10 protein-coding genes are annotated in these 14,327 nt (G+C 41.1%); all 10 read right to left on the bottom strand.

Annotated features, from left to right (window positions below):
* Positions 1-3 precede the first annotated feature (3 nt).
* Complete coding sequence (locus FHX64_RS09765) at positions 4-603, bottom strand: hypothetical protein (protein ID WP_183413680.1); 600 nt, start codon at positions 601-603, stop codon at positions 4-6.
* Positions 587-1,816 carry an RHS repeat domain-containing protein gene (locus FHX64_RS09760; protein WP_183413679.1) on the bottom strand — a complete coding sequence of 410 codons (1,230 nt, stop codon included), beginning with the start codon at positions 1,814-1,816 and terminating at the stop codon, positions 587-589. The genes FHX64_RS09765 and FHX64_RS09760 overlap by 17 nt, the downstream gene beginning before the upstream one ends.
* A 3-nt stretch (positions 1,817-1,819) precedes the next feature.
* Positions 1,820-2,260, bottom strand: coding sequence for a hypothetical protein (locus FHX64_RS09755; RefSeq protein WP_183413678.1), 441 nt, complete (start codon positions 2,258-2,260; stop codon positions 1,820-1,822).
* Positions 2,257-3,354 carry an RHS repeat-associated core domain-containing protein gene (locus tag FHX64_RS09750; protein ID WP_183413677.1) on the bottom strand — a complete coding sequence of 366 codons (1,098 nt, stop codon included), beginning with the start codon at positions 3,352-3,354 and terminating at the stop codon, positions 2,257-2,259. The genes FHX64_RS09755 and FHX64_RS09750 overlap by 4 nt, the downstream gene beginning before the upstream one ends.
* A 21-nt stretch (positions 3,355-3,375) precedes the next feature.
* A complete protein-coding gene (locus tag FHX64_RS09745) occupies positions 3,376-3,585 on the bottom strand; it encodes a hypothetical protein (RefSeq protein ID WP_183413676.1) in 210 nt (69 codons plus the stop codon).
* Between the two features lie 13 nt (positions 3,586-3,598).
* Positions 3,599-6,967, bottom strand: a complete 3,369-nt coding sequence (locus tag FHX64_RS09740; protein WP_183413675.1) for a DUF6443 domain-containing protein — start codon at positions 6,965-6,967, stop codon at positions 3,599-3,601.
* A gap of 192 nt (positions 6,968-7,159) precedes the next feature.
* Positions 7,160-10,996, bottom strand: a complete 3,837-nt coding sequence (locus FHX64_RS09735; RefSeq protein WP_183413674.1) for a DUF5977 domain-containing protein — start codon at positions 10,994-10,996, stop codon at positions 7,160-7,162.
* Between the two features lie 209 nt (positions 10,997-11,205).
* The gene (locus tag FHX64_RS09730) at positions 11,206-12,279 is read right to left on the bottom strand and encodes a hypothetical protein (RefSeq protein WP_183413673.1); all 1,074 of its coding nucleotides are present in this window, start codon (positions 12,277-12,279) and stop codon (positions 11,206-11,208) included.
* A 540-nt stretch (positions 12,280-12,819) separates the two neighbouring features.
* On the bottom strand, positions 12,820-13,527 hold the full coding sequence (locus FHX64_RS09725; protein WP_183413672.1) for a zinc ribbon domain-containing protein: 708 nt from the start codon (positions 13,525-13,527) through the stop codon (positions 12,820-12,822).
* A 237-nt stretch (positions 13,528-13,764) separates the two neighbouring features.
* Positions 13,765-14,070 carry a hypothetical protein gene (locus tag FHX64_RS09720; protein ID WP_183413671.1) on the bottom strand — a complete coding sequence of 102 codons (306 nt, stop codon included), beginning with the start codon at positions 14,068-14,070 and terminating at the stop codon, positions 13,765-13,767.
* Positions 14,071-14,327 lie beyond the last annotated feature (257 nt).

The following is a 14,327-nucleotide window of genomic DNA, read 5'->3' as shown; positions in this document are numbered from 1 at the left end:
CTTTCAATATTCATTCAGTTTGATTTTCATGCATGGACACACACATGTATCTTGTCTAATTATTTTATAATTATTATCAAGGCTTTTTTCTATACATTTCCCATTCCTCATATACTCATATTCTACATAAGGAGGGTCTTCGTCAGTATTTGGATTGTATTTTAGAGGACTACCTTGTTTGTCTATATATGTTTTCTTAATAATTCTTCCTTGTCTATCATAAAAGAATTCTATGGCCCAATAACCCATAAAACCATTCTCCACTCTTCGTTTATTCTTATCATAGAGCTTCTTATACTTTAGTTTATTGTTCGAGTATTCATAAGTAGTTATTGCATTATTATAGACCCCATCATAAAGATGTCCTTTTTTGTCATAAAGACAAACTTTTTTCAGATAGTTGTTATTGTATTCAAATTTCTCGAAAAAATTCTTTTTTGTTTCAGAAACAGATGCATTCTTCTTTGCCAGTTCAAAGCCACTATCAGTTTCTCTTAGTATGGTATATTTTATTACTATATTCTGGCAATAAAGGCTTCCTGCATGTAAACCAAAGATTGCTATTATTAATCCAATTAAATCGAATCTAATTCCCGTTTTCATATTCTTCTTGATTTCTAACAATAATAACATTACCCTTATTGTCTACTTTATTATAAATGGGTCCAAAGATAGGAGCAACCACACATCCTTCGCTACCTTTGGTTAAAGTTCCATTTTTCCCACTCATAATTTGAACTTGCCAGCTTACTCTGCCAGCATGAAGGGCTACCCCAGTAGCTTCTCTTTCTCCAGAATGCCTATAGTTTTTGTATATTGTGCTAACTCTTCCCGCTCCTTTGCCTTGGTCTAATAATAAAGCAGGTATTTTATAAGCATTTCCATTCTCGTCTTTCGCATTAATAAAAGATTTCTCGTATTTAAATCTACCCTCTACAACAGTAGCGTTGCCAGATTTATCATTATCTGATTTTGTTGGGTTATCAGGAAGAGATGAGCCTTGACGCGCAAATTCCGGCTTCCCGTATTTTTGCTCTAATGCATTTGCTGTCATGTTTCTCAGAGTTTCCATACTTACATTATTAAAGGTGCCAGTCGGATATATTAGCCAAAGAGATTCCGCATTTGTTAGTCTATCATCTTTGTTCTGTTTAACTAAGATATCTTCTTTTCCATCGGGATCAATTTTGTTGATTGGATCATCTTCTACATACGCATACGGACTCACACTGTAATACTTTTCACACAGCGGATCCACCGTTGTCCACACCGGGATGCCGGTCTCCCTTCTTCGTGCTCCGTAGTCATACTGGTTCAGCCCGTTCATAGATTCCAGTTCTTTCCCGTTGTAGCGGTAGGGCAAGGCGGTGCTGTTGCTTGTGCTTTCTTCAAAGCGCATCCCGTCCGGGTAATAGTCGCTGTATTCCATTACTGTCTTACTCTGGTTCAGCACTTCAGTGTTGTTGCCCTGGTGGTCTTTCAGGTAGTAGTAATAGACGCCGTTCTGCCAATAGCCTTCCGGTGTGAGTATTTCTTTCAAAGAGCTGTCCTGATAGATCGCATCGCCGCAATAGTCCGTTGTCAGGGTAGTCGAGGAGGTCAGGCGGGTGATCGTATCCTGCGGCAAATTTAATATATTTCTGGAGGTTATGTTCTGTACTTCCAGTTTTTTGCCGCTGGCATCGTAGGTATAGTAATTTTGGTGCCCTGCCACAAACTGGATGGTATCGGGCAGGTTTAAGACATTATAGCGGATCGTGCTGATGTCTGTATTGCCATCGTAAATGCTTAATGCGCATACAAAATTTACTGCCAAATCTTATTTAAACTGTAAGACGATAGTTGCAGTATATCTCCTTTTATCTACATTTTTGTCAGTCTTTATTATTTTGACAGATTTGATACAATCTTCAAAAAAAGGCAAATAATCTTTTATTTTAGGAGGGTATGTATGTGGTAATTTATTTTGCCACCCATAATAATTAAAGATAGTATCCTTATTCAATGTAAATAAAAATAGCCTGGTTATTTGAATATTGTCAAGTTTAAGAGAATCATTAATAATTCCATTGAGAAGAGCAAAACCTTTATACGCATGTCCTCCTAAGCTATCAGGTAAAATAACATTAGAATTATATTCGAATCTAAAAGTCGAAGCACTTAAAATTGGATCAATTATTTCTTCTTTATGATTTTGAGAGTATGTCTTACAACTTATAATCAACAGAGTACATAAGAATATAAAAATAAATGTTTTCATGGGAGTAGGGGAAAAAATGTTTTAATTAATGGATTCGTAAGAGTTGGATCTGTCTTAAAATGATTTGTTGTATAGATTCCCATGCCAGGAATATTTGTTGTACTTACATTTACTGCACTTCCTTGTAAAAAGCTGTTTATTGCAGCTTGATACTGAGTTAAGTTGAAATTTCGAGATCCAATAAGAGCATCCATAGCATCCTCATAATTTTTCCCAAGTTCAGTACCATTCCCCCAAGGCATATTAGCATATCCTTCTCCTCTTATTATTTTATAAGAATAATACACAGCCCTTCCAAACAAATAAGCACCAACTTCATTATTTACAGTAGCCATGCTACCACCCATAGTTTGCCCCATTTCGTATTGATATCCATGGAACGATTCATGAGCAGCAGATACAAGCTTTTCTCCTTCATCTATATTGGTCATTAACGCACCAGCATGTATTTCGCCTCCTCCATTTTTTGATTTTTCAAAAGAAAGTACATTTTTCATATCATTACCGTGCCTATCTTTTGCAAAAGTATTCGTGAAATCAAATTTATTTTTTGACCCGACTAACGTGCCTAAAACCAGTTCTCCGTTTTTAGTGCTATTCATTTGATTTAATACATTAATTGAAGCTGAAACGAAAGCATTATCCCCTGTGTATTTCATACCTTGTGTATATTGTATTTTTTGCAAATTGTTATCTGCATCATGATAATAAATCCATATCTCTTCTCCATTCGGATCGACATTATTTATTGGATTGTTAACACAATACGCATAGGGACTCACGCCGTAATACTTTTCACAAAGCGGATCCACGGTTGTCCACACCGGGATGCCGGTCTCCCTTCTTCGTGCTCCGTAGTCGTACTGGTTCAGCCCGTTCATGGATTCCAGCTCTTTCCCGTTGTAGCGGTAGGGCAAGGCGGCGCTGTTGCTCGTGCTTTCTTCAAAGCGCATCCCGTCCGGGTAGTAGTCGCTGTATTCCATTACCTGCTTTGCCTGGTTCAGCACTTCGGTGTTGTTGCCCTGGTGGTCTTTCAGGTAGTAGTAATAGACACCGTTCTGCCAATAGCCTTCCGGGGTGAGTATTTCTTTCAAAGAGCTGTTCTGAATTTATCTTTATGAAATAACATGGCATTGAAGAAGTATTATTATTATTGCAATGGAGACAAAACTCACAATTAGACCAATAATAAAATTTTCATTGTTATAAGAAGTACCCCATGTTGCAGGGAGTTTTCCATGAATTTCGTATTCTAATTTTGTTTTACAACCCTTTAATAACCAGCGAATAAAACCACCAATCATTTTTAGAAATATATAAGGCATATTATTATAAGAATTATTTGGAAAAAGATTCTTTTGCCGTATTAGCTCCGTTCATAATTAAATATGAATCACTAAAATTATCCACTGCCATTTTATTTATAGAGTTTATTTTAAATATTTGACTTGCTTCTATCTGCCATCCTTTACCTGTAAAATTACCTTTATTTGCTTTCATAAAGGTATTAAAACCATGTAATCCATCAGCAGCCTCAACAATTGGTAATAGCTTGGTAATGCTTGCACTTAACCCCCACGTTGCCATATCTACAAGAGGTAAAATACGATCGTTTGGAGAATCGACATAAGCTCCGCCCCAAGTCCTTCCCGTAAGAGTTATAGCTGGAGAATTTACAACTGTATATGCCATAGAAAGTAGTCCTCTTGCAAGTTTACCCCAAATATTATCTGTTTTTTCATTCAGCCAAAATTCAAAATTTGTAATTGGAGGAGAAGGAGTAATGGTTCCTAGAGATCCTTGAGGGAATCCTATTACTGAAATCTCATCCATGGTTGTAGGCAGATTAGTCCCGTTTTCTCCATTCCCATTTCCTTGAGCTGCAGCATTACATGCTTTCAACATATTCTCCATGCTGCCTGTACCGTTATTAATATCTTGCAAATAGCCCCAATATGCATAGATATCATCTCCTTTTATAGTATAACTATTACTTTTACTATCATAAACTACTGTCATTCCATCCGGATCCACATAATAAATTGGATTATCTGCACAATAACCATACGGACTTATGCCATAATACATTTCTGCCAACGGATCGATGGTCGTAAATTCCGGCACATTGACCGATCTCATCCGAGCTTCGTTATCTATCCAGTTCAAGCCATGCATGCCCTGCATCTCCATCCCCGTATGCCGGTAAGGCTGCACGTTGCCTCCGTTTACCACGCTCTCCCCAAAGCGCATCCCGCTGGGATAGTAATCACTGTATTCTACCACTTGTCTTGTCTGGCTCAACACTTCCCGGTTGCTTCCCAAATGGTCTTTCAGGTAATAGTAATAGGTGTTTCCCTGCCAATAGCCTGTCGGCAGCAGTATGCGCAGCAGGGTATCATTTCGGTAAACGGCATTGCCCAGGTAGTCGGTGGTGATGGTGGATAATACCGTAGGGTTGGTCAGTACGGTGTCCAGGTTTGTCACGGGGATGGTGACTCCTCCGGGGGATGTCTTGTCTGTTACTTCCTGTTTTGTGCCTACGGCTGAATAGTGGTAGAGGATCTGGTGTCCCTGGTAGAACTGGATGGTATCGGGCAGGTTCAGCAGGTTGTAGCGTATTCCCCAGATATCGCTGTTCGTATCGTACAGGGTATTGCCATTGGCGTCATAGGCCCGGCAGTTCCCGCTATTGGCCGTGTTGACCTGGTACTCTTCATCACCGTAATAGAGCCCGTCGCTGCCATTGTCCGTGACTTTGGTCAACTGGTTCCCGTTATGGGCCAGGGTCAGGTTGTCTATCATCCCGTAACTCATGGCTGGTGTGTTTGTTTGTAATCCGTACCGCACAAAGTTAGTGATATTTCCCATTTTATCATAACTGTAGGTTTCGGTGTATTGCCCGCTGGTTCCTGCTGCCATGCTGCCGCTCCAGCCGCAGTAGGTGCCGTCGGTCAGGCGGTTGAGGCCGTCGTAGCCGAAGGTGTAGACTCGGTTGTACTTCAGGTTCTCGGCGGGGAGGCTCCACTGCATGCCGGCTATGTTGCCGTTGTATGCATTCGAGAAGTCAGGCAGGTTGGCGGAGTTGGTCTCGTAGTAGAGGTTCTCCGTGAAATGGCTGCTGCTGATGGCTGTCAGCCAACTGCGGACGTTGTAGGCATAGCTGGTGGTATCGACCGTGCCGCCCATGACTTTGGCCTGTAACCTTCCCAGTTTGTCATAGGTGTTGGTGACCAGGGGAACGGTGCCACTGTTGTTGATGTTGCTGGTAATGGTGAGCAGGCGTTGGGCTTTGTCGTAGGTATAGTTTAAAAGTTCGGACGCACTTACCGTGGTGCCGTTTATGCTATGGGTGGTGTAGGTGGCGGTGGGCTTTCCTGTGAAGTCAACCAGGTTGCAGGTGATGTCATAGCCTCCCATATGGTTGGTGGCACGGGTCTGTACCGTTCGTCCGTATTTGTCGTAGTAGATGGCCGTTGTTTCATACTTTGCCGGATTATCCAGATGATATATCCGGGTGCCGGTAAGCAGCGTCTTCACATGCAGGGTGTCGGGATAGGTGTAGCCGCTTTGGTTCACGGGGTTGAGCTGTCCCTGGGTGGGGGCATCCAGCAGCTTCAGGTAGCCATAGTTGTCATAGTAGTTGACGGTGAGCAACCGCGAGGGAGTAAGCCCCGTGCAGGTGTAACCGCATTCCGGGCCGCTGCCGCTGTAGGTTTCGGTAATAATACTTCCCGAGTAGGTGCTGTCCATGGCACCACGGGTTCTGCTGTCACTTAAAAGCCCGCTATAAAGTAAACGTCCAAACACATCATATTTATTGACTATCCATTGAGATTTTAAACGTTGATTACCGTCCTGTGAAAGAATCAACCTGTCAGCATTATCGTAAACCAGGCAGATGGAGTCACAACCGGGTAATCGTTTCATGGCAACTCGGTTTTTCCAGTCATAACGGTAAATATATGCATATTGTTTTAATATGATATTGTCATTATTCCACGAACCGGTACCGGAAAATTGGTCGGAAGCCAACGGTGGCAATACGTAACGGAGATTGTCCAGATCATCATACACGTAGTACGTATCGGCATTGCCGTTGGCACGGCTCAGGATCTTCCGTCCCTGTTTGTCGGTGAAGATTTCCAGGGTATGTCCGTCTTCGTCAGTGTTTTTTTGACCGTAGAGGGTGCCTGCAGTATAAAAACCGCTACATGTTAATTGTGCCCCGCTAGCTGTAAACAGTTTCACATCTCCGCTGTTAGTCGTATAGGCAATTGTCTCCTTTTTCCCATTATTGTACCAATCAGTACCCGGGCCGTATTGTCCGGTCACGCGGTTTAGGGGCGAGGCTTCGTAGTCGGTACGGCTGTAGGGGTTGGCGTCACCACCGTTGGTGGTTTGGGCTAACGATGTGTAACCAGATACGTAGGCGCCGTTATTCCCTGATAAGGCTCCCGGCAGCCATCTTTGCGCTTCGCGTCCAAAATTGTCATATACCACAGCGGCTATCAGATCAGCTCCCGAGGGAGTAATGGCTTCCTGGACGGTCTCTGAAAGACGCCCCAGCCCGTCAAAATACTGGATGGTGGTGTTAGAGTTTGCATCAGACAAGGAACTGGTAGCGCTTACGGCCTGATATGGAACAGTAGTAACAATATAATTTTGTGTAGAAGTTTGAGTAAATGCTATTTCATTTATTGTCATCATCAGTATTAACAATACAAATTGGCGCCATCGATAAGCTCTTGAGAATATACAATCTGCTATTTTTGAAAAGCAAATATCAGTGGATAGATTTAGAATGAATAAACGGCTCATATCTTTATTGATTTAAATATTTTTATTTGCTTCTGTGATTCTCTGTTATTCGTATTTTTCCGTTTTATACCATTTCATATATCATGGGCAGGAAAAAGTCAACCCGGTAGGGACTCCACTACCATTAAGGACATATATAAGGTTGTTGGGATTATTGCTGTAAGGAAAAATAAGGGTTTCCTTGACCGGTTGTGTTTTTTCGCTGTCATAATAGTAGGTATAGTTTGCCAGATAAACTGTTTTAGTATAACTGCAACCATGCGTACAGAAATTAGCCGGAGGTGTAGATGCAGTTGTCAGATTGGCCGACATTGATTGTACAGTGTAAAAACTAAAAGTAATACCTGAGGTAACCATCAATGAAAATTGTGTGCCACATGTAGATACCGGAATAGGAGTACTATTTGGTGTCATCACAAAAGAACTTGTCGGGCCACAAGGGAACTTAAATGTATGGGTGCCTGTTGGAATGGATGTTACTAATGAATTTGACACTCCGTTCGCAGGAAAATCATAAAGTACCCCATCAATATACATGGGGAAAATATACCCATTGTATCCTGAATTGTTTGTCAAATAAATATTATTCATATTGGGAGAACATGACCCATTGGCATTTGCATATGCCTGTCCATTGCTGTTTATATCATTCAACGCCTGCTGGTCGGCATCAGCCTGGGAAATGACAGAAGTATACTTTGCAGCAGGCACTGTGTAAGTAACCTGGGTTGGAGTATATCCTGCAGAACATCCACTTTTGGTAAATACAGCGCTTTGTTCGCTATTATAATATTTTTGGGGAGCTGATTGACTGTAATAATGATAAGCGTAATTATCAGTTATTTGCAAATCGTGATTTTTTACTTGTATTAAACGCCCTAAAGCGTCATAGAGAAAGCTTTCTGATATACCTTTTTGATTTGTGATTGAATTAATTTCATCCTGATTGTTATACGTATAATTGTTTATTTGTGAGTTAGGAAATTGACTTCTTAGCTGATTAAATAAACTGTTTCTCGTATCATCTGATGTAGTACTCTGTTGTAGGGTTTGAATAGTGCCAGATGGAAGGCTATTGTATTGAATATTCTTGGCCAATCCTATTGGAACGGTTGTGTTATAGCCCCATATAACGGAATATGTCAATCCTTTTGCCGTGTACTGAAGTAAGTTACCATACGGATCATATTGATCAAATGTGATATCAACATTAAGATTTGGAGCATTACCAAACCTTGAAACTATTTGATAAGGGACAACCTGATTATTATTGAGCTGATATACAGTTTGAGTATATTTTGTTTGAATAAGATTTTTGGATACGCTTGTCTGATTGGGTTGGGCTACTCGGAATGCTGTAATTAAATTGGAGGTATAAGGCAATGCCGTATTGTCCATAGGATACTGGTACGTTTCTGTTAAAGTTTTATTATCAGATGTTGTTGTGGTTTTTGACCCCAATAACCGGACATTGGCTTGTCTATTTGTGGAACACTGAATTACATAATCCTTCATGCCAAAATTTATTTGAGTCGTATTTGCAACTCCGTTTAAATAATCCGTTTGTGTTTGTTGCTGGATATCATACTTTGGATAATACATTTTATAAATGACTCCCGTCTGATATAAAATTCCTGTGGTGGGAATATTATATATCATATAATTTGCGGCAAGAACATATTGGGAAGCAAAATTATCTGTACGGTAAGTATTTGTAATTTGTTGAACGAGATTCCCTGCTTGATCATATTTTTTTTGAGAAAGCAATTTTCCTCTCATAAATCCACGATCACCACATTTCGTATATGGACTATTATACACAGTAAATGGTTGATTAGCTGGATCATCACAAGCCTGCGTGTCATAATTGCTGAAATTATAGACTGTATATCCATTTCCTGGTTCTTCTTCTATTACTTTTGTGTAAGTAACTGGAGCCTCAAAATTATTAGATAATGGAACAATGGATTGAATATTAAAAATATTTGTGGTGTGAGAGCCGCTTTCATTATAGGTTGGTATCACTTGATTTCTCCAGTAATATTGGGGTGATCTTGCTAAAATACCGCTACTTTGTATGGAATTTTTATTTGTTTCATAATCAGATACGTATTTAAATATTCTTGTTGAAACATTACTTCCATCAAAGTCAGTGATAGATTTCACTCGTAATCCACCTCCGGTATAAACATATTTATCCCATGAGTTATAATTATTGACAGACGCCGGAGCCATCGTGCGAGTCCCATTATATTGACTAGTTTCAGACCATCTTGATTGAGGAACAACTACACTGAAAGTATTAGGTTCGTATTCGAAAGTAGTGCGGCCTCCGGTTGGGTAAGAAATAGATGTAAGAATACCATATTGCATATATGAAGGATTGGGAGATCGTTGCCGGAAATAATTTGCAAACCCGCTTGTGTCGGTTGGTTCCGTATAGGGTGATCCGTTATAATATCCCCAATGATCTATAGCTTTAGACATCTGAAATGGCAAAGCTGCATAGTTATTGTAAGTAAAATCATACGATCCTTGTAAAGGAGTTCCTCCATTAGAAGATGTTGTGTTATACAAGCTTAATTTAGTTAGAAACATATGTTGCTGCGGATTATTGTTGTAAGTAAAGGAATAGTATTTTGATAATCCGATGTTGTTGATAGAAATATAGTCTAATTTTTTCCACATTAATCCTGCAAGTGGATTGTCGCTGATATAATCCAAATTATTCGGATTATATGTATAACCCGTGGTGTTTTTCTGAGTATAATAAAATAGAGGATAAGTACCCATGCCGTTATTTCCAATTGCATTTTGGTAAACATTCCACAAATCACCGGCTTGAACAGCAAAATTATTTGCCATGTAAATATTCCATGAATTACTTCTTCCGAACGTAACTGTTGTTCCGTCTATTGAATTAATTGAAGTAAGATACACAGGAGAAATCAAATTTCCTCCCATACTACCGGTCGGATTGAATGACGTTGATCCACTTGATACTTTTATATTAAAAAATGAAGAATAAACATTTTGAACATTTTGCATAGTATATGAATAATAGAAATCTGCAATAAAATAATCGCGTTGGTAATTGAATGTATAAATTACCCTACCATACTTGTTGGTTACTTTTGTTAAATACCAAGCATTGGCAATCCATTGGGCTGGATGTATATGGTCTGTCAATGCAGGAAGTTGTTTAAAAAAATCCAATGAATATTCTATTGCATTGGTATTGTAGCCAAATTCATAAATATTGCCTTCGTCATCCCTGATACGAAATCCGTAAATTGTTGGTGAAAATATTCTATTAAAGGAAGACCATTCAGGAATATAACCAAAAGGTGGTATTGCTCCATTAGTAGAATCTGATATATCAAAAATAATATCCAGATTAGAATCACTGAATACCTTCCATTGTCCATCATTTCCCAAAAAAAATCGACCTGTCTTACCCATAAAATTGAATGAAAAAATATCGGGTTCCAGGTCATATCCCAATAAAGATGACAAATTGCTTCCATCTGCTGATAACTGATTATACGAGTTAAAATACCCCCATTTGAACCCTGAGATCGAGCATTCATCAACATCCCATTGTACACTGCGGGTTATTACTCCTCCTGCATTTAATGACCAATTTTGTCCTACCCAACTTGCATGAGAATTCACTCTAACTCCTGAAGCATCATATTGAAGATAGATTGGTAGGGAAATACCCTCTGTGTTTAACGTATGTATTGGAATTGTAATATTTGGTGTTCCTGTATAATATGAAACAGGAATGATTCCGTATTTACCCAAACCTGCGGCATTGGGACTTTGTATGTTGATTGGAGTTGTCATCATCTGTGCAAAGGTTTGCCAAGCTATAATTTGCAATAATATCATAGCCAAAAATCTAAATTTATTCATAGTTAATCTGTTATTTATTTTTCTTCATTGGTGCTTTTATGTAAACAATTATATGTTCTTTGAAACAAATGTCATGTTGTTGTATTTATATTTACCATTTGCCGCTAACCGCTGTATGTGGATTTCCATTGTCAATTGTCAACTGAATACATCTTCTTTTAATTTCAGATTTTCAGATTCCTACTATCTACTACCTACCACCTACTAGACTACTTCTTCATCACCTGCAGTTGTTTCACCATGTTGTCCACGGTGACATAGAGGGGATAGATGCCCATGTGCAGGCCTCCCATCTGTACCACTTCCGTGTATTGCCCGGCGGTCTCCTGTTTGGGCCGGGTGACGATCTGGGCGATACCCATCTGGTCGTGTATAGAGAAGGAGATGGTGGCGTCGCGTGTCAGGGTGTACTCAATCCGCAGTTCCGTTTCTACCGGGTTGGGCAGGAGCCGGCACCGGGTGAAGACCGCGTCGATGGGATTGGGCGTTGCAGCAGGATTGGGTTGTTCCCAGTCGGTGGTGTCCCGTTCGCTTTGGGCCTGTTCTTCGGGTGGGAAGAAAAAGGAAGCTACGTGGTGTTCTGTTTGGGCTGCCCCGCTCTTCTGACTGGTGGTCTCTATGGTTTCGAAGATGGGGTAGCGGTTGCCCCATACGTACCAGGAGTAGGTCACCAGTTGCATCTGCACACTGTCCACACCTGTCTGTGTGTAGTTGCGGAGGCTCTTTATGCGCAGGGCGTTTTTGAATTGGAGTCCCAGGGGGGTGTAGAGGGTGCCTGTCCCGTCGGCTGTCACGGTGGTGGTGCCTTCCACGTGCAGCGGGATGCGGTGGCAGTATTCTCCGGTGCCGGTGAAGTGGAAACTGATGGTGTCGCCATAGCGGAAGGGATAACGCATGGCAAGTTCGGGCCGGGTATAGGTCATCTCTGTGGTGGCATTCTCATAGCCGGTTTGCCAGAGGGAGTCACCCGTCACTTGATAGCGGTAGAGGGTGCGGTGTTCGATGGCGCCTATCCGGGTGGTATCGGTGGAGAGGGCGCGGTAGCGTACGTTGTAGCTGTCGTTCACGGCTTTCGCGGTGCGGAAGTCCCAGGTGATGTTTTGTCCCGCTGCCCCGGGGTCGATCCAGGCTTCCTGTTGCTTGATGAGGGAGTCGCCTGCCTGGGGCAGGTTTCGGTGCTTGTAAAGTACGGTGACAGGGGTCTGTTGGGCTTTAACGCCGGCGACCGTCAGCAGCATACATATAAATAAGGGGAAAAAGAAGGAAGCGTAACTATTTTTCATAGGCAGTGTGTTAATTATTTGTTGACGAAATTATGATTAACATATTTATTTTTGACAATAAAAATAGGATAAATGGTAGATATGACCATAAATAACAATAAATATTGCATGGAAAACTGTAAAATTAGCTTTATACAAACAACTAAATCACAATACATTAACTAATAGGTGAAAATATTTCACATGGAAAGGCACGTTTTATGGCTTTTCTGGCCTAAAAATCAGCTAAAAAAAATCATTATTTGTTCGGTTGGATGTATAATCTGTCAATAACCACAGATATCGGGATTCCCAATTGGATAGACTCAGTGTATTCAATAGGCCGAACCCTGAAGAAGCTTCAAGGCGCCTTGAAGAAGCTTCAAACAGGGATATCCGGAGGAAGAAAAGAGAAAAAAAGCCTTAATACGGCCTCAGGATACGCGAGGGAGTTTTCCCCGTGAAATCATTGAAGGCCCTGGCATGTGGTTGTATGGTAGTTTAAATGAAACAGTGTCAGCGAAAATTTCATCAAATTTCAGGCAGGTATTGATTCCCCGTTTATAGAATCAGCTCATCTTTTAATTTACTCCAGGGGCCTGACAGGTTGGGACGTTTGGTGTTGTACCAACGGAAATAGATGTAGAGTGTTTTTCCCCGGCTACCTCCCGGCAGGGCCAGCCGGAAACAGGCTTTGGTGCTCAGTCCGGTAATGAGGGTTGCCTCTCCGGCAGAAGCAGGTGGAGTGTCGCCTGTCATGTAGAGGTATTGCACAGAGTCGGCTGCAGGGTTTATGCAAGGCCTTTTATGCAAACCGGAATAGCACTTCATGGCAAACATTCCCCCACCCAGTGGTTTCAACACTACATCCACCAATTCTTTGACTGATGTTTGCGGCACGGTATGGGTGCTCTTCTGCAGTGGCCCCCTTTTAATGCGGAATGTTTCCAGGTCGCCAATCGTCATGTTGGGCGAAGCGGCGATACGCTCCAGAATGGAATAGGTTTGATTGAAGGTTACCGCTTGCTGAATTATGGCCCGCATCTTGTTTATGACCACTGTGGTGCGGCTTATTTGCTTATTTATATACAAGGCATGCAGAGCGCACCATTGCGTACAGTAATCGTTCCATTGCTCCACCTCCCCTTCCGTGATTCCCAGACGTACCGCATGGGTAGCAGGACTCCCTTTTTCGAAATAAGCAGATGTTATCCTGATGTATATGTCAAATCCTTCTATTGTACGTGGAATGCGTGATCCGTCCGGCATAGTTGTTTTATTTAAAGATGAATAGTGTATGACTCTGTTGCTCACAGCAGACCTGATGCTTTGAATGCAAGGGGCAAGAATGCTTGCTTTCCTAATGGGATGATGCATCGGCAGGCTATTGGAGCTCATTGCGTGAGCAAAAATAATCATTATAACAACAAACAAGTTAGGCGTTTTTGCTTTTATTTCATCCGGCCGGATAAAAAGGGGATCGCAGCACGGCACAATACGAAGCGCTCACGTAACACATGGTTTTGTTGCCTGCCGCATAGGAACTAACGATTTAACGGCTGAACCGGGTAGCCTTACAGTGTTTACTCTAATAGCTACAGTGAATACTTTAGTAATTACAGTTAATACTTTAGCAAATACAGTTAATACTTTAGAAGCTACAGTGAATACTTTAGTAGTTACAGTGAATACTTTAGAAGCTACAGTGAATACTTTAGTAACTACAGTTAATACTTTAGAAGCTACAGTGAATACTTTAGAAACTACAGTTAATACTTTAGCAGCTACAGTGTACACTAAAGGTACTTGCATGTGTATGTTCGTTAGGTTGCTATAAATCACAGTGACTGCAGTATAGCTTCTTGTTGGGTTATGTCGCATCCTTTATTGGAGAGATTAACCCACAGGGGAAAAGAGGTGACTGCCATGTGTTAGCGTATGCTTTGAACTGATGTCGCTATGGCATCATGGGGGACGCATTCAATCGGATGGCCTATACCCGGACAGTACAATTGCCCCCAATGGCACCCTTTGGATGATCATGCAAGAAGCCATCATCCATTGTTCAT

This window comes from Microbacter margulisiae (assembly GCF_014192515.1).
Lineage (GTDB): Bacteria > Bacteroidota > Bacteroidia > Bacteroidales > Paludibacteraceae > Microbacter > Microbacter margulisiae.
This window is presented reverse-complemented; position numbering and strand designations above follow the sequence as displayed.